This window comes from Enterobacter cloacae complex sp. I2, assembly GCF_014896205.1.
GTDB classification, from domain to species: domain Bacteria; phylum Pseudomonadota; class Gammaproteobacteria; order Enterobacterales; family Enterobacteriaceae; genus Enterobacter; species Enterobacter quasihormaechei.
This window is the reverse complement of record NZ_JADBRA010000008.1, coordinates 91,538-113,583: the sequence shown is the minus strand read 5'-3', so window position 1 is coordinate 113,583 and position 22,046 is coordinate 91,538. Positions and strand designations below refer to the sequence as shown.

Annotated in this window: 23 protein-coding genes; 14 read left to right on the top strand and 9 right to left on the bottom strand. The window is 54.0% G+C overall.

The features are described 5' to 3' along the window. The first annotated feature begins 11 nt into the window (after nt 1–11). The 6 genes from rlpA to lipA all read left to right on the top strand — a co-directional run bounded on the left by rlpA (nt 12) and on the right by lipA (nt 5,993). The gene (gene rlpA, locus IM300_RS08980) at nt 12–1,118 is read left to right on the top strand and encodes an endolytic peptidoglycan transglycosylase RlpA (RefSeq protein WP_193036219.1); all 1,107 of its coding nucleotides are present in this window, start codon (nt 12–14) and stop codon (nt 1,116–1,118) included. A 138-nt stretch (nt 1,119–1,256) separates the two neighbouring features. Further along, complete coding sequence (dacA, locus tag IM300_RS08975; RefSeq protein WP_063866078.1) at nt 1,257–2,468, top strand: D-alanyl-D-alanine carboxypeptidase DacA; 1,212 nt, start codon at nt 1,257–1,259, stop codon at nt 2,466–2,468. A 107-nt stretch (nt 2,469–2,575) separates the two neighbouring features. Then, entirely contained in the window at nt 2,576–2,839 is a 264-nt protein-coding gene (gene ybeD / locus IM300_RS08970) for a DUF493 family protein YbeD (protein WP_003858718.1), read from the top strand. Between the two features lie 94 nt (nt 2,840–2,933). Beyond that, nucleotides 2,934–3,575 carry a lipoyl(octanoyl) transferase LipB gene (gene lipB / locus IM300_RS08965; protein ID WP_193036217.1) on the top strand — a complete coding sequence of 214 codons (642 nt, stop codon included), beginning with the start codon at nt 2,934–2,936 and terminating at the stop codon, nt 3,573–3,575. A gap of 291 nt (nt 3,576–3,866) precedes the next feature. Beyond that, nucleotides 3,867–4,820 carry a YbeF family transcriptional regulator gene (locus tag IM300_RS08960; protein ID WP_193036214.1) on the top strand — a complete coding sequence of 318 codons (954 nt, stop codon included), beginning with the start codon at nt 3,867–3,869 and terminating at the stop codon, nt 4,818–4,820. A gap of 207 nt (nt 4,821–5,027) precedes the next feature. Beyond that, entirely contained in the window at nt 5,028–5,993 is a 966-nt protein-coding gene (gene lipA / locus IM300_RS08955) for a lipoyl synthase (protein ID WP_006809637.1), read from the top strand. A gap of 80 nt (nt 5,994–6,073) precedes the next feature. Here the strand turns inward: lipA and tatE are convergent, their stop codons facing one another. Continuing rightward, nucleotides 6,074–6,277, bottom strand: a complete 204-nt coding sequence (tatE, locus tag IM300_RS08950; RefSeq protein WP_003858723.1) for a twin-arginine translocase subunit TatE — start codon at nt 6,275–6,277, stop codon at nt 6,074–6,076. 128 nt (nt 6,278–6,405) lie between these two features. Continuing rightward, entirely contained in the window at nt 6,406–7,194 is a 789-nt protein-coding gene (locus IM300_RS08945) for a deaminated glutathione amidase (RefSeq protein WP_193036212.1), read from the bottom strand. A gap of 67 nt (nt 7,195–7,261) precedes the next feature. Here IM300_RS08945 and crcB point away from each other — a divergent pair, with 67 nt between their 5' ends. Beyond that, nucleotides 7,262–7,645 carry a fluoride efflux transporter CrcB gene (gene crcB / locus IM300_RS08940; RefSeq protein WP_193036210.1) on the top strand — a complete coding sequence of 128 codons (384 nt, stop codon included), beginning with the start codon at nt 7,262–7,264 and terminating at the stop codon, nt 7,643–7,645. A gap of 219 nt (nt 7,646–7,864) precedes the next feature. Here the strand turns inward: crcB and cspE are convergent, their stop codons facing one another. Next, the gene (gene cspE, locus IM300_RS08935; protein ID WP_002439184.1) at nt 7,865–8,074 is read right to left on the bottom strand and encodes a transcription antiterminator/RNA stability regulator CspE; all 210 of its coding nucleotides are present in this window, start codon (nt 8,072–8,074) and stop codon (nt 7,865–7,867) included. Nucleotides 8,075–8,264: 190 nt separating this feature from the next. Continuing rightward, nucleotides 8,265–8,807, bottom strand: a complete 543-nt coding sequence (gene pagP, locus IM300_RS08930; protein WP_226842183.1) for a lipid IV(A) palmitoyltransferase PagP — start codon at nt 8,805–8,807, stop codon at nt 8,265–8,267. A 599-nt stretch (nt 8,808–9,406) separates the two neighbouring features. Between pagP and dcuC the strand changes: the two genes are divergently transcribed. After that, on the top strand, nt 9,407–10,774 hold the full coding sequence (gene dcuC, locus IM300_RS08925; RefSeq protein ID WP_193036206.1) for an anaerobic C4-dicarboxylate transporter DcuC: 1,368 nt from the start codon (nt 9,407–9,409) through the stop codon (nt 10,772–10,774). Between the two features lie 94 nt (nt 10,775–10,868). Then, the gene (rna, locus tag IM300_RS08920; protein WP_131636161.1) at nt 10,869–11,678 is read left to right on the top strand and encodes a ribonuclease I; all 810 of its coding nucleotides are present in this window, start codon (nt 10,869–10,871) and stop codon (nt 11,676–11,678) included. Here rna and IM300_RS08915 read toward each other — a convergent pair. Continuing rightward, a complete protein-coding gene (locus tag IM300_RS08915; RefSeq protein WP_107534915.1) occupies nt 11,672–12,298 on the bottom strand; it encodes a flavin reductase family protein in 627 nt (208 codons plus the stop codon). The genes rna and IM300_RS08915 overlap by 7 nt on opposite strands. Before the next feature lie 260 nt (nt 12,299–12,558). Between IM300_RS08915 and rnk the strand changes: the two genes are divergently transcribed. After that, nucleotides 12,559–12,969, top strand: coding sequence for a nucleoside diphosphate kinase regulator (gene rnk / locus IM300_RS08910; protein WP_006809650.1), 411 nt, complete (start codon nt 12,559–12,561; stop codon nt 12,967–12,969). Nucleotides 12,970–13,058: 89 nt separating this feature from the next. On the opposite strand, the gene IM300_RS08905 is transcribed toward rnk, so the two are convergent. Further along, entirely contained in the window at nt 13,059–14,297 is a 1,239-nt protein-coding gene (locus IM300_RS08905; RefSeq protein ID WP_015571156.1) for a zinc-dependent alcohol dehydrogenase, read from the bottom strand. A gap of 181 nt (nt 14,298–14,478) precedes the next feature. Here IM300_RS08905 and uspG point away from each other — a divergent pair, with 181 nt between their 5' ends. Then, the gene (gene uspG / locus IM300_RS08900) at nt 14,479–14,907 is read left to right on the top strand and encodes a universal stress protein UspG (RefSeq protein WP_063449390.1); all 429 of its coding nucleotides are present in this window, start codon (nt 14,479–14,481) and stop codon (nt 14,905–14,907) included. Between the two features lie 59 nt (nt 14,908–14,966). On the opposite strand, the gene ahpF is transcribed toward uspG, so the two are convergent. Beyond that, nucleotides 14,967–16,532, bottom strand: a complete 1,566-nt coding sequence (gene ahpF, locus IM300_RS08895) for an alkyl hydroperoxide reductase subunit F (RefSeq protein WP_107534913.1) — start codon at nt 16,530–16,532, stop codon at nt 14,967–14,969. A 185-nt stretch (nt 16,533–16,717) separates the two neighbouring features. Then, nucleotides 16,718–17,281: an alkyl hydroperoxide reductase subunit C gene (ahpC, locus tag IM300_RS08890; protein ID WP_008501015.1), complete on the bottom strand. Its 564-nt coding sequence runs from the start codon at nt 17,279–17,281 to the stop codon at nt 16,718–16,720. Nucleotides 17,282–17,901: 620 nt separating this feature from the next. On the opposite strand from ahpC, the gene IM300_RS08885 reads away from it, so the two are divergent. From IM300_RS08885 to IM300_RS08875, 3 genes are all read left to right on the top strand, one after another. After that, the gene (locus IM300_RS08885) at nt 17,902–18,807 is read left to right on the top strand and encodes a LysR substrate-binding domain-containing protein (protein ID WP_193036204.1); all 906 of its coding nucleotides are present in this window, start codon (nt 17,902–17,904) and stop codon (nt 18,805–18,807) included. Nucleotides 18,808–18,946: 139 nt separating this feature from the next. Continuing rightward, entirely contained in the window at nt 18,947–20,170 is a 1,224-nt protein-coding gene (locus IM300_RS08880; protein ID WP_193036202.1) for a phosphoadenosine phosphosulfate reductase, read from the top strand. Then, the gene (locus IM300_RS08875) at nt 20,155–20,781 is read left to right on the top strand and encodes a ParB/RepB/Spo0J family partition protein (protein WP_107534910.1); all 627 of its coding nucleotides are present in this window, start codon (nt 20,155–20,157) and stop codon (nt 20,779–20,781) included. The genes IM300_RS08880 and IM300_RS08875 overlap by 16 nt, the downstream gene beginning before the upstream one ends. Here the strand turns inward: IM300_RS08875 and IM300_RS08870 are convergent, their stop codons facing one another. Then, entirely contained in the window at nt 20,782–21,942 is a 1,161-nt protein-coding gene (locus IM300_RS08870; RefSeq protein ID WP_107534909.1) for a pyridoxal phosphate-dependent aminotransferase, read from the bottom strand. Nucleotides 21,943–22,046 lie beyond the last annotated feature (104 nt).

The window sequence follows — 22,046 nt, the reverse complement described above, 5'->3', positions numbered from 1 at the left end:
AGGGGATCGCAATGCGTAAGCAGTGGCTGGGTATCTGTATCGCAGCAAGTTTACTTGCCGCCTGTACAAGTGATGATGGTCAGCAACAGGCAACCGTCGCGCCGCCGCAGCCTGCGGTCTGTAATGGCCCGATAGTTGAAATTAGCGGTGCCGATCCCGTTTATGAACCGCTGAACCCCAGCGTGAATCAGGATTATCAGCGCGACGGTAAAAGCTATAAAATCGTTCAGGATACTTCCCGCTTCAGCCAGGCGGGCTTTGCTGCCATCTATGATGCTGAGCCAGGCAGCAACCTGACCGCGTCAGGTGAAACCTTCGATCCGATGCAGATCACGGCGGCACACCCGACGCTGCCCATCCCGAGCTATGCGCGCATCACTAACCTGGCGAACGGCCGAATGATCGTGGTGCGCATCAACGATCGTGGCCCTTACGGCAACGATCGCGTGATTTCCCTGTCGCGCGCGGCGGCCGATCGTCTGAACACCTCCAATAATACGAAAGTGCGTATCGACCCGATTATCGTGGCGCAGGATGGGTCGCTGTCTGGACCAGGCACAGCCTGTACCACGGTGGCGAAGCAAACCTACGCCCTGCCCGCTCGCCCGGATCTGAGCGGTGGTATGGGGGGCGCGTCAACGCCGGCAGAGCCCGCACAGCCGCAGGGTGAAGTGCGCGCCATCAGCAACGATACGCTGCAAAGTGAAGATGCGACAGGCGCCCCGGTGAAAAGCAGTGGTTTCCTTGGCGCACCCACCACGTTAGCGTCGGGCGTGATTGAAACGAATGAACCTGCTCCAGCGCCTGCGCCTGTCGTTACTGCGCCCGCAGCACAACCCGCCCCGGTAACTGCGCCGGCTGCGACGCAGACTGCTGCGCCTGCGGCGGCGAGCGGCACCTACGTGGTTCAGGTTGGCGCCGTCAGCGATCGGACGCGTGCAGAGCAGTATCAGCAGCGCTTAAGCCAGCAGTTTGGCGTGCCAGGCCGCGTTGAGCAAAACGGTGCGGTATGGCGTATCCAGATGGGCCCGTTTGCCAGCAAAGCACAGGCCGCGTCCCTGCAACAGCGTTTGCAGAGCGAGGCGCAACTCCAGTCGTTTATCGCTGTTACAAAATAATTAATCGGTGGTATCCGAAATGTCAGTTTGTGTAAACCACGTTAACACTCTCATGATGAAAGTCGGATGCCTGCCCGTATAGCATTTGCTATAGTAAGGCACTTTTTTAATTCCATCACGGATGTCGTAGTTCTGACCATGAAGACCACTTTTTCTGCTCGTTTTGTGCAGCGCATGGCGCTGACCACGGCCCTTTGCGCTGCTGCGTTCTCCGCCGCTCACGCTGATGACCTGAACATCAAGACCATGATCCCTGGCGTTCCGCAGATCGACGCGGAATCCTACATCCTGATTGATTACAACTCCGGCAAAGTTCTGGCAGAACAGAACGCCGATGTCCGCCGCGATCCGGCCAGCCTGACCAAAATGATGACCAGCTACGTTATCGGCCAGGCGATGAAGGCAGGTAAATTCAAAGAAACCGACCTGGTAACTATCGGTAACGACGCGTGGGCGACCGGTAACCCGGTGTTCAAAGGTTCATCGCTGATGTTCCTGAAGCCAGGCATGCAGGTTCCCGTCTCTCAGCTGATTCGCGGCATTAACTTGCAGTCCGGTAACGACGCCTGCGTGGCAATGGCCGACTTTGCCGCAGGCAGCCAGGACGCGTTTGTGGGTCTGATGAACAGCTACGTCTCCGCGCTGGGCCTGAAAAACACCCACTTCCAGACCGTTCACGGCCTGGATGCGGAAGGCCAGTACAGCTCCGCGCGTGACATGGCGCTGATTGGTCAGGCGCTGATCCGCGATGTGCCAAACGAATACTCTATCTACAAAGAGAAAGAGTTCACCTTTAACGGCATTCGTCAGACCAACCGTAACGGCCTGCTGTGGGATAACAGCCTGAACGTCGACGGCATTAAAACCGGTCACACCGACAAAGCCGGCTATAACCTGGTGGCCTCCGCTACTGAAGGCCAGATGCGTCTGATCTCCGCCGTGATGGGAGGCCGCACGTTTAAAGGACGCGAAACAGAAAGCAAAAAACTGCTGACCTGGGGCTTCCGCTTCTTCGAAACCGTGAACCCGCTGAAGGCCGGTAAAGAATTTGCTTCTGAGCCCGTCTGGTTTGGCGATAACGACCGTGCTTCCCTGGGCGTGGACAAAGATCTCTATCTGACAATCCCACGCGGGCGCATGAAAGATCTGAAAGCCAGCTACGTGCTGAACACCACCGAACTGCACGCCCCGCTGCAAAAGAATCAGGTTGTGGGTACCATCAACTTCCAGCTGGATGGCAAAACCATCGATCAGCGCCCACTGGTGGTGCTGGAAGAAATTCCTGAAGGCAATTTCTTCGGCAAAATCATTGATTACATTAAGCTGATGTTCCATCACTGGTTTGGTTAAAAATTGAACACTTGAAAGTGTGATTTTGATCCCCATATACTACGTATCAGTAAAACTCCCGCCCCGTGGCGGGAGTTATTATTTTTTATACACACGCCGGAGCTGACATGAAAACCAAACTTAACGAACTGCTTGAATTCCCTACCCCTTTTACTTACAAAGTAATGGGTCTGGCGAAACCTGAGCTGGTTGATCAGGTGGTTGAAGTGGTACAGCGCCATGCGCCGGGCGACTACTCTCCATCAGTCAAACCGAGCAGCAAAGGTAACTACCACTCGGTCTCAATCACCATTACTGCAACACACATTGAGCAGGTAGAGACCCTGTACGAAGAGCTCGGCAATATCGAAATTGTTCGTATGGTACTGTAGTCCCTCTGCGGTTGCCCGGTTTGCCGGGTAACCCCCTTCCCCGCTGTGATATACTCCCCGTTACCTATTCTCCCCTGTCTTCGGAGACATCCTTTTGTACCAGGATAAAATTCTTGTCCGCCATCTTGGGCTACAGCCTTACGAGCCTGTTTCTCAGGCTATGCATGACTTTACCGATACGCGCGATGACACCACGCCTGACGAAATCTGGCTGGTTGAACACCTGCCGGTGTTCACTCAAGGCCAGGCAGGAAAAGCAGAACATTTATTGATGACGGGCGATATCCCGGTGATCCAGAGCGATCGCGGTGGACAGGTGACATACCACGGCCCTGGCCAGCAGGTGATGTATGTCTTGCTAAACCTGAAACGCAGAAAGCTGGGCGTGCGCGAGCTGGTTACCCTACTGGAACAGACCGTGGTGAACACGCTGGCTGAGTATGATATTGACGCTCATCCTCGCGCCGATGCGCCGGGCGTCTATGTTGGAGAGATGAAGATCTGTTCGCTGGGGCTGCGTATTCGTAAAGGCTGCTCGTTCCATGGGCTGGCGTTGAATATCAATATGGATCTGACCCCCTTCCAGCGCATCAACCCGTGTGGGTATGCCGGTATGGAAATGACGCAAATGTGCCAGTGGGTTGATACCGCCACGCCTGACAATATCCGCCCCGTGCTTCTGAAGAACTTTTTAGCGCTGCTTAACAATCCCGCTTACGAATATATTACTGCTTAACACCCATCCGTCAGTGGCTCGATTATTTGACGAGCCACGTCTTAATAAACGCATTTACGCTTTACAATAAACCGCATATTCTATATTTTCGAGTCGCCCATATATTAGCGACCCATATTAATTAGAACCTTAATAGAACCATTACCGGGTATCGTGTAACGTGCGTGACAATCACCCAACTGCTTGTTTTCGATAAACAATGGAAACTTACGAAAGACTTTACTGATCTCTGCAAGCATAATAAATAAATTCAACTATCATTCATATTGTGAATGAATACGGAGTAAGAGCGTGGAGCCTACTAATTTACCAGCCAAACGCCTGAATGAAACCGGCGGCGAAGATAAGCCGCAAATTTTTCGGACTTTACGTAATATTGATCTCAATTTACTGACTATTTTTGAGGCGGTATATGTCCACAAAGGTATCGTTAATGCTGCGAAAATTCTTAATCTCACGCCCTCTGCTATTAGCCAGTCCATTCAAAAATTGCGCGCGATATTTCCCGATCCGTTATTTATTCGTAAAGGCCAGGGCGTAACCCCAACCGCATACGCCACCCATCTGCATGAGTACATCAGTCAGGGCCTGGAGTCGATTCTGGGCGCGCTGGATCTCACCGGCAGTTACGATAAGCAAAGAACCATCACAATAGGCACCTCGCCCTCGGTGGGCGTTCTGGTCATGCCGGCTATTTATCAGGCTGTGAAACAGCATGCGCCGCAGCTGCTGATCCGCAACGTGCCCGTAAACGATCCGGAAACACAGCTGGCGCAATTCCAGACAGATCTGATCATCGACAGCAATACCTTCGCGGCCAGAGCATTAGGGCATAACGTTCTTTATTCCGACTCGCTGGCGCTCGTTTGCCGTCAGGATCACCCTGCGTTAAGCGCACCATTGACGCCAGAAAATCTGCGTCAATACGAACATGCCACGTTTATGGCCGAAGGACAGGGACAAGATCCGCTGCGACAGCGTATTAACGAACTGTTCCCGGACCGTCTGATCAGCTTCAGCAGTTACAATATGTTTACCCTTGCGGCCCTGCTTGGCAGCAGCGATTTGCTCTGTATCATGCCCGTGCGTCTCTTCACTCTGCTGCAAAAGTGCTGGCCGCTGGAGAGCATTCCGCTGAGCCAGCTCGCTACGGAATCTGTTGAAATCTCACTGCATTACAACAAACTAAGCCTGCGCGATCCGGTCCTGGAAAACGTCATTAACGTGATCCGTCAGGCTTTCTGATCCTGCCTTTCAGCACAAGCCCCTGCCGCATGCGGGGCAAAAGGCACAAAACAACAACTATTTTACAAATTGGCGACCTGGCAGGCTGCTTTCACGCCCCTATAAATGATATACTGCCTGTCGTTCGTTCAAAAATAGTTGATAATTACAACATTCCCTTGAATTGAAACGCTTTCCTTCGATATTCGCAACTGGAACACGCACGCTATGAGTAAACCCATTGTGATGGAACGCGGTGTTAAATACCGCGATGCCGATAAAATGGCCCTTATCCCGGTTAAAAACGTGGCTACAGAGCGCGAGGCGCTGTTAAGAAAACCGGAATGGATGAAAATTAAACTTCCGGCTGACTCTTCGCGTATCCAGGGGATCAAAGCGGCGATGCGCAAAAATGGCCTCCACTCTGTCTGTGAAGAGGCCTCCTGCCCTAACCTTGCTGAATGTTTCAATCACGGTACCGCGACGTTTATGATTCTGGGTGCCATCTGCACCCGCCGCTGTCCGTTCTGTGACGTTGCCCATGGCCGTCCTGTTGCGCCTGACGCAAACGAACCGCAAAAACTGGCGCAGACCATTGCCGATATGGCGCTGCGTTATGTGGTTATCACCTCCGTTGACCGTGACGATCTGCGCGATGGCGGTGCTCAGCATTTTGCTGACTGCATTACCGCCATCCGCGAAAAAAGCCCGAACATTAAGATTGAGACGCTGGTGCCGGACTTCCGTGGCCGAATGGACCGCGCGCTCGATATTCTGACCGCGACGCCTCCAGACGTGTTCAACCACAACCTGGAGAACGTGCCGCGTATCTACCGTCAGGTGCGTCCTGGTGCAGATTACAACTGGTCTCTGAAACTGCTGGAGCGCTTTAAAGAAGCCCATCCGCATATTCCTACCAAGTCTGGCCTGATGGTGGGTCTGGGTGAAACCAACGCTGAAATCATTGAAGTGATGCGCGATCTGCGCCGCCATGGCGTGACGATGCTGACGCTGGGCCAGTACCTACAGCCGAGCCGTCACCACCTGCCCGTACAGCGTTACGTGAGCCCGGATGAGTTCGATGAAATGAAAGCCGAAGCGATGGCGATGGGCTTTACCCACGCGGCCTGCGGCCCGTTTGTTCGCTCCTCTTATCACGCCGATATGCAGGCGAAAGGCGAAGAAGTTAAATAAACCTGTAAAATTTGCTTACAGTAAAACAAAAAACCGGCCTCGTGAGCCGGTTTTTTTATGCAAGCCTTGCAGCATTGCCATTACTCTTTGTGCGAAAGCTTCTGTGCGGTGATGTCATCTTCGGCACTTTTCTTTGCTGCCGCGTCGTCATCGTTCATTGCTTTCTTAAAGCCCTTAATGGCAGCACCCAGGTCTCCACCCAGCGTGCGTAACTTCTTGGTACCGAACAGCAGGACGACCAGTGCGGCAACCACCAGCAGTTTGGTAATACTAATCTCACCCATAAATACCTTCTTTACATGAAACAGGCTGCATTCAGCGCCAAAGAAACCTGAACGTATTAACGGTCATCAGGCGCGCGCACACAATAGCAATCTGTAACAAGGTGAATCAAGCATTGTTGAAAAAAACATCATATTAATTGCGGTGGCGCAAATCTGCGGTTACGCAGAACAGGTAATTGCTCACGCGCAAGCGCGATTCGGTCTGATATTATCTCCGTCAGCAGTAGCGCAGGCGACTCCGCCGCCGCCGCAACGGTCACTCCCAGCGGATCAACAACCCTGCTCTGCCCGATATTCCTGTTACCACATTCCCCTGCGGCAACCACATAACAGGTGGTATCCAGCGCGCGTGCGGTCAGCAGCGTGGCCCAGTGATGCTCCTTAAGCGGGCCTCTGACCCACGCGGCAGGCAGCACCAGCACCTCTGCCCCCTGCAATGCCAGATTCAGCGCCAGCTCGGGAAAACGGATATCGTAGCAGGTCATCAGGCCAACCTTAAAACCGTCCACCTCAATCAGCGGCGGAATAATACTCCCCGGATCGACCAGCCGCGACTCCTGGATGCTGAACGCATCATACAGATGTAGCTTGGCGTAACTCGCGACAATCGCACCTTCACGAATCGCCACCAGCGTGTTCACCGCGCGTCCCGGCGTGGAGGGAACATGAACAGTCAAAATGGTGGTGAGCGCGTTGCCAGCGCTCTCGGCCAGAAGTCGTTTCAAAAACGCCCCCTCCAGCATTTGCGCAGATTTGACCGACAGGTCCGGATCGCTATCATCGCGCGCCAGTAACGCTTCCGGAAGCACCAGCAGCGCCGCCCCTTTTTGCGTTGCCTGGTCCATCAGGGAGACGCATTTGCGCGCATTTTCATTCCAGTCCGGCGTCACCGCGAACTGCCCTACTGCTACATACATAATTGTCTCCCGGTTAAAAACAGCGTTACACTCGACGCATTCACACAGCAAACAGCAGGTAATGACAGTGTTACAACTACTTATAGCCGTTTTTATTGGTGGGGGCACGGGTAGCGTTGCGCGGTGGCTCTTAAGCATGCGGTTTAACCCTGTGCATCAGGCCATTCCGATGGGCACACTGGCAGCAAATCTGCTTGGCGCATTTATTATTGGCATGGGGCTAGCGTGGTTCAACCGCATGACCCATATTGACCCCATGTGGAAGGTGCTGATCACGACCGGTTTCTGCGGCGGCTTAACGACGTTTTCGACCTTCTCTGCGGAAGTAGTATTTCTGTTTCAGGAAGGACGGATGGGCTGGGCGCTGACGAATATCGCCGTTAACATGCTTGGCTCGTTTGCGATGACCGCGATCGCATTCTGGTTATTTTCCCCCGCCAGCGGACAGTAAACGCGGCACCCTTAATGTTGGCTTAACTTTTCTCTGTCACTCTTGGCGCAATACTGACTGAGGGTGAGAGCATGAAAGAGAATCTGTTGAGCGCGGGCATGGTACTGCTAAGCGTTGCGATCGTCGCCAGCTTTCTGAAGATCTATCTTATGGGTTGATTCAGAACGAAAAAAACCCGCTCATTGAGCGGGTTTTGAAATTCTTGCTGACGCGCCTGAATTACAGAGCGATTACGTTAGCAGCAGAAGGGCCTTTGGCACCGTTAGTGATTTCGAACTCTACGCGCTGACCTTCAGCCAGAGTTTTGAAACCATTAGACTGGATTGCAGAGAAGTGTACGAACACGTCTTTGCTGCCATCTTCAGGAGTAATGAAACCGAATCCTTTGGACTCATTAAACCACTTAACGTTACCTTTAATCTTAGACATCAAAATTACCTTTACATTAAAAAACGACACAAATGCTGTGTCGGGTATCAGTACAACAATTGTGAGGCGTTTTGTCCAGCGGATCTTTGATAAAAAGTGACAAAAGTCGCGTTAATTTTCGCTGTCCGATTTTTATCCTTTACATTTCAATGTCTGTGCATTTTTTGGCCGATTCATCACCCGAAATCAGTTAAAACTGGAACCGCATCCAGGCAAAGTAAACGTTACCGTTGTTATACGTACCCGGTATGTAGGTCATCTGAAACGTCGCCGGGCCGTAACCGATAGAGGCAAGCGGCAACAGCACCGGGACAGGAATGTATTTCCAGTTATCACGCGCCGTCACCCCTGCCGTATAGCCTAAACCCAGATGGAAATTGTCGTCTGATAACGGACGCCAGGTTTTTTCCCAGCCGTAGCCACCGATGGGCTCCCATTTGTTGTAGGAGTCCTTAAACGCCATCAGGTACAGGCCATGCCAGTTCCCTTTTTCATCCCAGCGAGACTGACCGAAGCCAGCCCCCCAGGGACGCTCGTTATAACGGTCTGTTTTTTCTTTATCGTAGGCAAAACGGGCGTGCCACGTAATGGCCGGAACATAGAGATCGTAATGCTCGGGTTCCTTCCATGTTTGCGCGACGTTATCCGTGAAGGTCGTAAACCAGCCTTTATCCGCTGTATTACCCTCTGCATTTACAACGGACGCGAACGATAACTGCCCAATAATAAACAATAAAAGAAGGGGGAATTTAAATCGTACAATCACAGTGCCATTACCCTATTTCGTATTCAGTGCAAACCTTAACACAGGATACTTGAATGAACGCTTAACGGCATGGGGGGGTATTCTTAATTAACAATCCGGTACTAAGAATAGTCTGCGTACCGGAAATCTGCCTGACTGAATAAGCGCATGCAGATGGCATATTTAACTCTGATGTAACAATTTATGCTGCGCAGGAATATCCGACATTCACAGCCGTGGTGCGGTAATCTTCCTGCCGCCATCGCTGCGACGGTACAGCGCCGGGCCGCGGCCAGGGCACGTTCGCGTGCTTCAACGCTTTTCGAAGCGAGATGCTGGGACAACAGCACGCCACACCCAAAAAATTAACACTTAAATATCAATTTAATGACATATAATCTCTATTCATCCGGTCAATAAGGACATAAGATAAATGACGCAGGATGAGCAAAAATATCATCATCATTGCCTTTAGTCGTCGCTTTCTTGATTTTAATCAGCAAGGACTGGCCATTTATTCGGCACATTTCAGGCTGCTTTTTTATTGATTATTTGTCCTCTCGGGCAGCAAGGATACAGGGGAAATCATGCTTACTTTTCTCGAACTCCTCATTGGAGTCGTGGTCATTGTCGGTGTAGCGCGCTACATCATTAAAGGATACTTTGCCACCGGCGTGTTATTTGTCGGCGGCCTTGCGCTGCTCATCATTAGCGCGCTAATGGGTCATCAGGTATTACCCGCCAGTGAAGCCAGCACGGGATATACCGCCACCGATATTGTGGAATATATAAAAATTCTGCTGATGAGCCGCGGCGGCGATCTGGGCATGATGATCATGATGCTCTGCGGTTTTGCCGCCTACATGACCCATATCGGCGCGAATGATATGGTGGTGAAGCTGGCCTCTAAACCGCTGCAATATATTAACTCCCCCTACCTGCTGATGGTCGCGGCCTATTTCCTGGCCTGCCTGATGTCGTTAGCCGTTTCCTCAGCCACAGGCCTCGGCGTGCTGTTGATGGCGACGTTATTCCCGGTGATGGTTAACGTCGGGATCAGCCGTGGCGCAGCGGCGGCTATTTGCGCCTCTCCGGCGGCAATTATCCTCTCCCCTACTTCCGGTGACGTAGTGCTGGCCGCAAAAGCAGCGGAAATGTCGCTGATTGACTTCGCCTTCAAAACCACGCTGCCGATCTCTATTACCGCTATTCTCGGTATGGGCGTGGCGCACTTCTTCTGGCAGCGCTATCTCGATAAGAAAGAGAACGTCAGCCATGAAATGATGAACGTCAGCGAAATCACCACTACCGCCCCGGCGTTTTATTCCATCCTGCCGTTCACCCCGATTATTGGCGTGCTTATTTTTGACGGCAAATGGGGTCCGCAGCTGCACATCATCACTATCCTGGTGATCTGTATGCTGCTGGCGGCCATCCTCGAATTTGTCCGTGGCTTTAATACCCAGAAAGTGTTCACTGGTCTGGAAGTCGCCTTCCGCGGTATGGCAGACGCCTTCGCGGGCGTGGTAATGCTGCTGGTTGCCGCAGGGGTATTTGCCCAAGGGCTGAGCACTATCGGCTTTATTCAGAGCCTGATCTCTATCGCCACCTCGTTCGGCTCGGCCAGTATTATCCTGATGCTGGTACTGGTGGTGCTGACCATGCTGGCGGCGATGACCACCGGCTCCGGTAACGCGCCTTTCTACGCCTTTGTTGAGATGATCCCTAAGCTGGCACACACCTCCGGCATCAACCCGGCTTACCTGTCCATTCCAATGCTTCAGGCCTCTAACCTGGGTCGTACCATCTCTCCGGTATCGGGCGTGGTGGTTGCGGTTGCGGGGATGGCAAAAATCTCTCCGTTTGAAGTGGTAAAACGCACGTCAGTGCCGGTGCTGGTTGGTCTGATTATCGTCATCATCGCCACCGAAGTGCTGGTACCCGGCGCTGCCTAAGCGAAATTCCTGGTTTCCAAAAAGCGCCTGCTGGCGCTTTTTGTGCTTTAATAACCCCCAGAAATTAATCGCGCCCAACCAATCAGGAAAGCAAATGTTCAGGAAGGATATCGTTATCCCGTCTGGCGCAGTAGCGCTTGCACTCTGTGTCTTCTCACTCCAGGCGGACCCTCTTAAGGCAACGCAGTACGGCGATTTCGATCGCTACGTTCTGGCGCTTTCCTGGCAAACCGGATTTTGCCAAAGCATGGTCGAACGTAACCGCGACGAACCGGACGAGTGCCGGCTGCAAAAAGAGAGCAACAACAAAACCGATTTTCTGACCGTCCACGGCTTATGGCCCGGCCTGCCGAAATCGATCGCTGCTCGCGGCGTGGATGAACGCCGCTGGATGCGCTTCGGCTGCGCCACGCGTCCGGTGCCGAACATGCCGGAAGCAAAAGCCAGCCGCAAATGTGCCGCCGCAGAAACCGGACTATCGCTCTCGGGCGCGGCAAAGCTGAACAGCGTGATGCCCGGCGCGGGCGGCAACTCCTGCCTTGAACGTTATGAATACGCGAAACACGGCGTCTGCTTTGGTTTTGATCCCGACGCCTACTTCGGCACCATGGTGCGCATGAACCAGGAAGTGAAGAGTAGCGCAGTAGGGGAATTTCTGGCGGAAAACTACGGCAAAACCGTACGCCGCAGCGACTTTGATGCCGCCGTGGCCAAAAGCTGGGGGAAGCAGAACGTAAAAGCCTTCAAGCTTACCTGCCATGGCAATCCGGCCTATTTGACCGAAATGCAAATCTCGCTGAAATCCAGCACCATTAACCAGCCGCTCTCTGCCGGCTCCTTTGCTCCGCAGCCGCATCCGGGCAACTGCGGTAAACAGTTCGTCATCGATAAAGCCGGTTACTGATTGTTCCTGCGCGCGTCCGGGCGTACCAGATCGAACCGATGGCTGTCGCTGATGGCGTAATAGGCCGTCGGTCCACCCGCACGCAGAATGGGCTGCGCTTTTGCGGTCTGGTAAATCCCCTCTTCCAGCAGACTTTCGGCGATATGGACGCCCACCACTTCGCCGAGCACCAGCCAGGTATCAATCGGCGTCCCGTCCGCGCCGGTAAGCTGAATGCACTGCGATAATCGACACTCGAAATTAACCGGGCTTTCCGCCACGCGCGGCGCGCCCACAAGCTGGCTGGCTACGGGCGTCAGGCCGGCAAAGGTAAATTCATCCTCACCATGAGGCAGCGTGACGGAGGTTTCATTCATCGCCTCGGCCAAATCGCGCGTAGCGAGATTCCAGACAAACTCACCGGTTTCGGTAATATTCCGCACGCTGTCTTTCCAGCCGTTGCTGGAAAAACCAATGATTGGGGGGCGATAGTTAAAGCAGTTAAAGAAGCTGTACGGGGCCAGGTTCAGCTGTCCGGCCTTATCACTGGATGAGATCCAGCCAATCGGACGCGGGCCGATAATGGCATTCAGCGGGTCGTGCGGCAGGCCGTGCCCCTGAGAAGGTTGGTAAAAGTACATATCGCTCTCTCTACGGTGGGCTGCAACGCGCATTGCCCGGGTTCGGTCTTCCCAGACTAACGAAATTTCCGTTCAGCGTGAATCGGGGGCCGGGTTTATTGCCAAAAATTCATATGGCGCATGATTGTGACGTTCATCACTTCAAACTTACGGGTTCAGACAGTATCATCAGATAAGTTAAACCCTCGCTGCCAGACGGCGAGGGTTTTCTTTTGGATTGGTTTCTGCGTTACACGCAGCATTAACGACATGGAGTAAAAATGTCCAGACCTACGATTATCATCAATGAACTCGACGCAGAACGTATTGACCGCCTGTTGGAAAAACCAGAATTTGCCTCGCTGCCGGTAGCGGATGCGCTGAACGAGGAGCTAGACCGGGCGCAGATGTGTACGCCTGAAACCATGCCGCATGATGTGGTCACCATGAACAGCCAGGTGAAGTTCCGCAACCTGACGACCGGGGAAGAACTGACCCGCACGCTGGTCTACCCGGCGCAGATGACCGACAGCAGCACGCAGCTTTCGGTGCTGGCCCCCGTGGGCGCGGCGCTGCTTGGGCTGCGCACGGGCGATACCATCCACTGGGAACTCCCGGGCGGCGCCTCGGCCCATCTGGAAGTGCTTGAGCTGCTCTACCAGCCCGAAGCCGCGGGCGATTACCTGCGTTAATCCCTTCTGAACAAGCGACCCCGCTTTGCACAGAGGATGCGTCTGCATCCTCTTTCCGCAAAATCACCCGAGAGTGTCAGTGAGAGGCCTCACACGACGCCGCCGGGGAAAGCATTCACCAGCCCTTTCACCTTCTGCTGTGCGGCCTCCGGGGTATCTGCGCCAGGCACCAGGATCACCTTGCGGCACTCCTCCTCGCGTTTTTCGAAAATCTTATAGGCGCGCTCCGCGTCGGCCAGCGGAAGGTAATGGGTCACAATATCTTCCGGCGTGAGCAGCCCCTTTTCGATGAGCGGCAGCAGCTCTCCCAGCCAGGCATGGACGTGCGTCTGGCCCATCTTAAAGCTCAGCCCCTTATCGAAGGCATCGCCAAACAGGAAGCCGTGGATAAACCCGGCATACACGCCCGGCACGCTGACCACGCCACCGCGTCGCACCGCCGCAATGCACTGGCGCAGGGCTTTGCCGCTGCTGCCTTCAATTTTCAGGTTACTGAGGATCGTTTCCGTCGTGCTGCCTTTGGCCTCAAACCCGACGGCATCAATGACCGCATCCACCCCGCGCTGCCCGGCCGTTTGCTCAATGATTTTCTCCGCCGCGTCGTTATCGTCATCAAAGTTAATCGGGATGGCGCCATAGCGCTCCTGAGCAAACCGCAGCCGGTAAGGGTGATGGTCAACCACGAAAATCTGCTCTGCGCCAAGCAGACGCGCGCAGGCAATGGTCAGTAGCCCCACTGGTCCGGCCCCGAATACGGCGACGCTGGAGCCCTTCTGGATCTGAGCATTTTTCGCCGCCTGCCAGGCGGTTGGCAGAATATCGGACAGGAAAAGCGCTTTGTCATCAGACAACAGCTGCGGCACTTTAAACGGCCCCACGTTACCTTTCGGCACGCGCACGTACTCGGCCTGTCCGCCCGGCACGCCGCCGTAGAGATGGCTGTAGCCAAACAGCGCCGCAGGAGCGGGAATTTGCTTTTTGTTCAGCGCCGCGCCCTGCCCGCGGTTCGTGTTTTCGCAGGCCGCGTACTGCTGCATCTGGCAAAAGAAGCAGTCGCCGCAGGCGATCACAAACGGGATCACCACCCGGTCGCCTTTCTGCACGTTTTTCACCTCGCTTCCGCACTCCACCACTTCGCCCATAAATTCATGACCAAAGATATCGCCGTGCTGGACCTTGGGAATTTTTCCGCGATAAAGATGCAGATCGGAACCACAGATCGCCGTGGCCGTTACGCGCAGGATGATATCGTCTGGCTGTTCAATGCCCGGGTCAGGCACGTTATCAACCCGAACATGGTGTGGACCGTGATAGGTGAGAGCTTTCATGCAACCTCCGAAAGGGTGTGGGTTAGCTTATAAAAGGGTAGCTACCCCACGGGATCTGCCCCGGAATCCGGCTGTTTTGAGATTTATCCTGGCGAAATGAAAAAGTGCTGTCGGGATTACAGAAACCATTTATATTTTGTGGTTGAATGATTTCAGCGTTTATAAACAAGGAGAAACGGTTATGTATCAAACAATCATTATGCCGGTTGATGTTTTCGAAATGGAACTGAGTGATAAAGCTGTACGTCACGCGGAATTTCTCGCGCAGCAGGACGGAATTATTCATCTTCTGCATGTCTTACCGGGCTCTGCCAGCCTGAGCCTGCACCGCTTTGCTGCCGACGTGCGTCGTTTTGAAGAGCATTTACAGCACGAAGCCGAGACGCGCCTGCAAACCATGGTCGGGCATTTCAGCATCGACCCTTCCCGCATTAAAACTCACGTTCGCTTCGGCAGCGTTCGCGACGCCGTTAACGAGCTGGCCGCGGAGCTGAATGCGGACGTAGTGGTGATCGGTTCACGTAATCCTTCCATCACCACGCACCTGCTGGGATCGAACGCGTCCAGCGTGATTCGCCACACCCACATTCCGGTGATGGTCGTCAGATAAAAAAAGAGGCCACCTTCTGGTGGCCTCTTGCATTGCAGGTATAGTCTTGCTTTCTTTTGTTATGCGGTTTTGGTGCGGATCAGGTAATCAAACGAGCTCAGCGACGCTTTCGCACCTTCGCCGGTGGCGATGATGATCTGCTTGTACGGCACGGTGGTGCAGTCGCCCGCCGCAAATACCCCTTTCACGCTGGTTTCGCATTTCGCATCAATGATGATCTCGCCCATGCGGTTGCGCTCAATCGCGCCTTCCAGCCAGGTGGTGTTTGGCAGCAGACCAATCTGAACGAAGATCCCCGCCAGCGGTACACTGTGGATATCGCCGCTCACGCGGTCGCGGTATTCCAGGCCGGTCACCTTGCTGCCGTCGCCTTTCACTTCCGTCGTCTGGGCATTCAACACAATGTCGACGTTATTCAGGCTACGCACTTTGTCCTGCAACACCTGGTCCGCTTTCATCTCTGGGGCGAACTCCAGCAGGGTAACGTGTTCAACAATCCCCGCCAGATCGATAGCCGCTTCCACGCCGGAGTTACCGCCGCCGATCACCGCTACGCGTTTGCCTTTGAACAGCGGGCCGTCGCAGTGCGGGCAGTAGGTCACGCCTTTGGTGCGATACTGATCTTCACCCGGCACGTTCATGTTGCGCCATTTCGCGCCGGTGGCAATGATCACGCTGCGCGCTTTCAGCACCGCGCCAGAGGCGGTTTCAATCTGGTGTAAGCCACCTTCTACCGCCGCCGGAACCAGTTTGCTGGCGCTCTGGCTGTCGATGACGTCCACAGCGTAATCGCTGACGTGCGCCTTCAACGCACCGGCCAGCTTCTGACCTTCGGTTTTCGGCACGGAAATGTAGTTTTCGATGTCTACCGTATCGAGCACCTGACCACCGAAACGCTCGCCCATCAGGCCGGTGCGGATCCCTTTACGTGCGGAGTAAACCGCTGCCGCCGCGCCCGCAGGGCCGGAACCGACAATCAGCACATCGTACGCATCGCGTTTGTTCAGCTCTTCCGCCGCGCGTTTTTCCGCGCCGGTATCCACTTTCGCGACGATCTCCGTCAGCGTCATGCGGCCTTGACCGAACTCCTGACCGTTCAGATACACCGCCGGAACGCCCATCACGTTGCGATCGGTGATTTCATTCTGGAACGTGCCGCCGTCAATCGCCGTATGCTTGATGCGCGGGTTCAGAACCGACATCAGGTTGAGCGCCTGCACCACGTCCGGGCAGTTGTGGCAGGAGAGCGAATAATAGGTTTCAAACTCAAAATCACCGTCGATATCGCGGATCTGCTCCAGCAGGGTCTGCGCTTCTTTCGACGGGTGACCACCGGTCCACAGCAGCGCCAGCACCAGTGAGGTAAATTCATGTCCCAGCGGAGAGCCGGCAAAACGCGGTCCCTTGTCCGAGCCCGGGTTAGTAATCAGGAAAGAAGGTTTACGAACCGCAAGCGAATTGTCTTCTTTGAAGGTCACTTTCGGCGACAGCTCAGCGATCTCTGCCAGCAGCTCTTTGATTTCTGCCGATTTCGCGCTGTCGTCCAGCGTGGCAATCAGCTCAACGGGTTTGGTCAGTTTCTCAAGGTAGGCCTTGAGCTGGGTTTTCATATTGGTGTCGAGCATGGTTCTTCCCTCTCTTAAGACGTCATCATGCAAGCTGCCTTTGCGGGCGGCCTGAATGCAACTTGCATCATGGTGCTGGAATGAAATGGGCGCGGGTGCGCCCATTGATTGCCGGGGGCACTTCGTTTACCCGGCCTACGATACCGTAGGCCTGTGCAAGCGCAGCGCCGCCAGGCTTTACAGACTTAGATCTTGCCGACCAGGTCTAAAGATGGCGCCAGAGTTGCTTCGCCTTCTTTCCATTTCGCCGGGCACACTTCGCCTGGGTGAGAAGCAACGTACTGTGCCGCTTTCACTTTACGCAGCAGGTCAGATGCATCACGGCCGATACCTTCAGCGGTAACTTCGATAGCCTGGATAATACCCTGCGGGTCAACAACGAAGGTTGCACGGTCTGCCAGGCCTTCATCTTCACGCATGTTGTCGAAGTTACGGGTCAGGGCGCCAGTCGGGTCGCCGATCATCGCGTATTTGATTTTCGCGATGGTTTCAGAGCTGCTGTGCCACGCTTTGTGGGTGAAGTGGGTATCGGTAGACACTGAGTAAACGTCTACGCCCAGCTTTTGCAGTTCGTCGTAATGGTCAGCAACGTCGCCCAGTTCAGTCGGACAAACGAAGGTGAAGTCAGCCGGATAGAAGAAGAAGACGCTCCAGCGACCTTCAGTATCTTTCTCGGTAACTTCAATGAACTCACCGTTTTTGAACGCCTGGTTTTTGAAAGGTTTAATTTTGGTGTTAATCAAGGACATCTGTACTTCCTCCGTGTTTTCGTTGAGATGTAAGGTAACCAACTTTGCTCATCGGGGCTAATGCGTATGCTTTATCAAATCAATCAGCCAAACCTTACAACGGCAACAAGACAGCAAGGTGAACTCTTTACAGGAAAGCCTGAAAGTAAAAAGGCCGCCTCAACGGGCGGCCCTGATACCTGAATTCCCCGCAGGTACATTCAGTGCCAGCCGAAGCTGGCGTTGCGTTGCGCTCTACTTACCTTGTATCAAGGCGGTAACAGCACCCTGATTACACCACCCGTACAGGCATTGAGCAATCCTTAACAGGGGCATTCCTGTCTATGGCTCTGATAGGTTTAACCGAACAGTCATAACCGCCTGACTAAATCAAAACGGGTGATGAATAAGAGGCAATATATAAATGTCAATTACCCTTTAATTTATTATCGCTCTGTTTAAAGATAAAATTATCTTAATCACATCTGAAGTTCTATTTCATTAATGCGACAGCGTGATATATTAAGATGACTTAAATATCTTTTTAAGTCGTTAACCAAAAGGATTGTAAATGGTTAGCTTTAATCTATAGTTATCAACAATATGTCATACCCGCACATACGGCACAGTCAGGATGAAACATGGCAAACCTTTACGATCTTAAAAAGTTCGATCTTAACCTGTTAGTTATTTTTGAATGCATTTATCAACATCTTAGCATCAGTAAAGCAGCGGAAATGCTTTATATCACCCCTTCCGCGGTAAGCCAGTCGCTTCAGCGCCTGCGTGGACAACTGAACGATCCGCTGTTTATTCGTTCCGGTAAAGGCATCACCCCGACGACCGTTGGCATCAATCTGCACCAGCATCTTGAGAAAAACCTCAACCAGATCGAGCAGACCATCAACCTGATGCACGATGCCGACATCAAAAAGAAGTTTGTGATTTATTGCTCGCAGATGGTCTCTCCGGGCTACCTTTATGAACCCATCCGGCTGCTGATGTCTCAGGAAAATTACGAGGTAGAACAACGCGATATGCTCGTTTCGGCAGAGTCTGCGGAGGATTTACTGGCCTACCGCAAAGCCGACCTGATCTTTACCGTTTCGCCGGTCAACAGCCGCGCCGTGGTGTGCTCTCACTTCGTGACGATTCCGTCTGTGCTGTTTTGTCGCCAGGATCATTCGCGCCTTGACGGCGAGGTCACGCTGGACCAGCTTAAGCAGGAGAAATTTACCTTCTACCAGAGCAACAATCCGGGTATTAAGGAGCTTCAGGGCCGTGCATCGGACATTTATCCTGACAGAAATATCGCCTTTCGCACGGACTCCATGAGCTCGTTTGTCTCTATGGTCAGCATGTCGGACCTGTTAGGGTATATCCCGCTTTCTATTTTTGAAACGTATAAATCGTCGCTCGGGTTAAAACGGCTTTTACCGCCGTTTGAATTACCGGCAGTTCCTATTTATATGCTGTACAACCGCTCATCGCTGAACAGTACCGTTTTTGCAACATTCATTGAAAAAATGCATAAGCTGGCGCATTAAATGTATCAATATATTGAATAACCGCTTCCCGTGAGCAGGCGCACGATATAGCAATGATGACTTGTGAATACAGACAGATAATACCATTATTGGCGTTCAATAATGTAAAAAGTCTTCAATACGCAGGACGCGATTCATCATGTCTCTCTATAAATTACCGCTTCAGGAAAATGTTCTGGAGGCGTCTACCGAACGCATAAACTGGACGCTTCAGAACCTGACGCGGGTCTGCGTCTCTTTTTCTGGCGGAAAAGATTCAACGGTTATGCTCCACCTTGTCGCGCAGCAGGCGCGGCGCTTAAAGCGAAAAATCGACGTGCTTTTTCTGGACTGGGAAGCACAGTTTTCAAGCACCATCGAGCACATCGAAAACATGCGTGTGCTGTATCAGGACGTTATCCATCACTTCTGGTGGGTGGCTCTGCCAATCACCACGCAAAATGCGCTGTCCCAGTTTCAGCCCGAATGGCAGTGCTGGGAGCCGGGCACCCGCTGGGTTCGCCTGCCGCCTGAAGATGCCATTACCGACCCACAATACTTCGCTTTTTATCAGCAAGGGATGATCTTCGAAGCCTTCGTCCGGGACTTTGCCGAATGGTATGCGCGAAGGCGTCCCGCCGCAGTGATGGTGGGCATCCGCGCCGATGAATCCTACAACCGCTTCCTGGCTATCGCCTCCGCCCGCAAGCAGCGCTTTTCCGATGACAAACCCTGGACAACCGTCGCGCAGGGCGGGCATGCCTGGTATATCTACCCTCTCTACGACTGGAAAACCGCCGACATCTGGACCTGGTTTGCCAAATCCGGCTGCCCCTATAACCCCCTCTACGACCTGATGTACCAGGCCGGCGTGCCGCCGCGCTATATGCGCATCTGTGAGCCCTTTGGCCCCGAGCAGCGTCAGGGGTTATGGCTCTATCACGTTGTGGAGCCCGATCGCTGGGCCGCCATGTGCGAACGCGTGAGCGGCGTGCGCAGCGGCGGAATTTACGCCGGGCACGATAACCACTTTTACGGCCACAGGAAGATCCTTAAGCCCGACCACCTGAGCTGGCGCGCATACGCCATGCTGTTGCTCGACAGCATGCCGCAATCGACCGCTGAACATTACCGCAATAAGGTCGCGGTGTACCTGCACTGGTATCAGAAGCGCGGGATGGCGGATATCCCCGAAACGCAGGAGGGCGATATTGGCGCGAAGGATATCCCCTCATGGCGGCGGATATGCAAGGTTCTGCTGAATAACGATTACTGGTGTCGGGCGCTCTCGTTTAGCCCAAACAAACCAAAGCACTATCAGCGCTACAGCGAACGAATGAAATCAAAACGCAAGGAGTGGGGAATTTTATGCAACAACGAATAATCAGCGAAATGGAAGCGTACCTTCAGACGTTAAGCGATGAGAAAAGAATTGACGCTATCAATGCGTTTCGCCAGGCCATCCATCAGCTCAGCCCGTTTCGCGATCAGCCCGTCGACTGCGTGCTGTGGATCAGGCAGGACGACATCAGCGCCAACGACTACAACCCCAACAACGTGGCGCCACCGGAAAAACGGCTGCTCAGCAAATCGCTGGAGCTGGACGGCTTTACCCAGCCCATCGTGGTGACAGAAAGCGAGCCGGCGCACTATGAAATCGTGGACGGATTCCATCGCCACGAAATCGGCAAAAGCAGGGCCGCGCTGAAGCGCCAGCTCAGGGGCTATCTGCCCGTCACCTGCCTGCGCAAAGATCGTCAGCAAAAGCTTGATCGGATGGCGGCCACCATTCGCCATAACCGCGCGCGGGGACGCCACCAGATTAACGCCATGTCCGACATTGTGCGGGAACTGGCCCAGCTAGGCTGGAACGACGAAAAAATCGGTAAGGAGCTGGGGATGGACGGCGACGAGGTGCTGCGCCTCAAACAGATCAACGGCCTGCTGGAGCTGTTTGCAGACCGTCGCTATTCCGAAGCCTGGACGGTGAAATAGTCAGAGCGTCGCCAGACGCTCCGCCGCCGCCAGCAGCGTCGATTCCTGCTTCGCAAAGCACAGGCGAATCAGCTTGTGCGGGAAGGGATCGGCGCAGAACACCGACAGCGGAATGGCCGCCACGCCCACCTCCTTCGTCAGCCACCGGCAAAAACTGACGTCGTCCAGATCGGATATCGCGCTGTAGTCCGCCAGCAGGAAGTAGGTCCCTTCGCAGGGCAGGATTTCCAGGCGGCTTTTGCCGAGCGCGGCCACGAACAGATCCCGACGCGCGCGGTAAAAATCCGGCAGCTCGCGATAGTGCTGCGGTTCACTGCGCAGCATGTCCGCCAGCGCCAGCTGGGCGGGCGTGTTGACCGCAAAGGTCAGGTACTGGTGCACCTTACGCAGCTCCGCGCTGATGGCCGCCGGGGCCACGCAGTACCCCACTTTCCAGCCGGTCATATGGTAAGTCTTCCCGAATGACGACACCGCAACCGCGCGCTCGCGAAGCTGCGGATGGGCCAGCACGCTGGCGTGCCCTTCCGCCGCAAAGCAGATGTGTTCGTAGACTTCATCGCTCAGGACGTAAATTTCCCGCTCGGCGATGGCCTGCCACAGCGCGGCAAAATCGGCCTGTTGCCACACCGTCGCCGACGGATTATGCGGGGTGTTCAGGATCACCAGACGAGTTTTATCACTCAGCAGCGCGGCGAACGCCTGCCAGTCAGGACGAAAGTGCGGCGGCTGGAGCGCCACGCGCTTCACCACGCCACCGGAGAGTTCAACCGCAGGCGCATAGCTGTCGTAGCTCGGGTCAAAGCAGATCACTTCATCCCCAACGCGCACCAGCGCGGTAATGGCCGCATAGAGCGCTTCGGTCGCCCCTGCGGTCACCGTGATATCGCTGTTCGCATCGGGCTGATAGCCATACAGCGCCGCCGTTTTGTCGGCAATGGCTTCCCGCAGCGCCTGCACGCCGGTCATCGGCGCATACTGATTCGCCCCCTGCGCCACGTGGTGTGCCAGACGTTCCTGTAGATATTCCGGACCGTCAAAATCGGGGAACCCCTGCGAGAGGTTAATGGCGTTGTGCTGCTGCGCCAGGGCGCTCATCTGCGTAAAGATGGTGGTACCGAGGTTAGGAAGTTTACTCTGCGGGATCAATGCGTTATTGCTCATGTTGTCGTGCCTGCTTGTAATACTTATGTTGCTGCCACTATAACACGATGTTAATCTTTGGCAATCAAGACGCTTAGACGTCTAAACCATATCAATATTCCTGG

Bases quoted from the DNA above. Each gene is read 5' to 3' on its own strand.
- rlpA (WP_193036219.1), top strand. From the start codon at position 12: ATGCGTAAGCAGTGGCTGGGTATCTGTATCGCAGCAAGTTTACTTGCC.
- dacA (WP_063866078.1), top strand. From the start codon at position 1,257: ATGAAGACCACTTTTTCTGCTCGTTTTGTGCAGCGCATGGCGCTGACC.
- ybeD (WP_003858718.1), top strand. From the start codon at position 2,576: ATGAAAACCAAACTTAACGAACTGCTTGAATTCCCTACCCCTTTTACT.
- lipA (WP_006809637.1), top strand. From the start codon at position 5,028: ATGAGTAAACCCATTGTGATGGAACGCGGTGTTAAATACCGCGATGCC.
- tatE (WP_003858723.1), bottom strand. From the start codon at position 6,277: ATGGGTGAGATTAGTATTACCAAACTGCTGGTGGTTGCCGCACTGGTC.
- IM300_RS08945 (WP_193036212.1), bottom strand. From the start codon at position 7,194: ATGTATGTAGCAGTAGGGCAGTTCGCGGTGACGCCGGACTGGAATGAA.
- cspE (WP_002439184.1), bottom strand. From the start codon at position 8,074: ATGTCTAAGATTAAAGGTAACGTTAAGTGGTTTAATGAGTCCAAAGGA.
- dcuC (WP_193036206.1), top strand. From the start codon at position 9,407: ATGCTTACTTTTCTCGAACTCCTCATTGGAGTCGTGGTCATTGTCGGT.
- rna (WP_131636161.1), top strand. From the start codon at position 10,869: ATGTTCAGGAAGGATATCGTTATCCCGTCTGGCGCAGTAGCGCTTGCA.
- IM300_RS08915 (WP_107534915.1), bottom strand. From the start codon at position 12,298: ATGTACTTTTACCAACCTTCTCAGGGGCACGGCCTGCCGCACGACCCG.
- rnk (WP_006809650.1), top strand. From the start codon at position 12,559: ATGTCCAGACCTACGATTATCATCAATGAACTCGACGCAGAACGTATT.
- IM300_RS08905 (WP_015571156.1), bottom strand. From the start codon at position 14,297: ATGAAAGCTCTCACCTATCACGGTCCACACCATGTTCGGGTTGATAAC.
- uspG (WP_063449390.1), top strand. From the start codon at position 14,479: ATGTATCAAACAATCATTATGCCGGTTGATGTTTTCGAAATGGAACTG.
- ahpF (WP_107534913.1), bottom strand. From the start codon at position 16,532: ATGCTCGACACCAATATGAAAACCCAGCTCAAGGCCTACCTTGAGAAA.
- ahpC (WP_008501015.1), bottom strand. From the start codon at position 17,281: ATGTCCTTGATTAACACCAAAATTAAACCTTTCAAAAACCAGGCGTTC.
- IM300_RS08885 (WP_193036204.1), top strand. From the start codon at position 17,902: ATGGCAAACCTTTACGATCTTAAAAAGTTCGATCTTAACCTGTTAGTT.
- IM300_RS08880 (WP_193036202.1), top strand. From the start codon at position 18,947: ATGTCTCTCTATAAATTACCGCTTCAGGAAAATGTTCTGGAGGCGTCT.
- IM300_RS08875 (WP_107534910.1), top strand. From the start codon at position 20,155: ATGCAACAACGAATAATCAGCGAAATGGAAGCGTACCTTCAGACGTTA.
- IM300_RS08870 (WP_107534909.1), bottom strand. From the start codon at position 21,942: ATGAGCAATAACGCATTGATCCCGCAGAGTAAACTTCCTAACCTCGGT.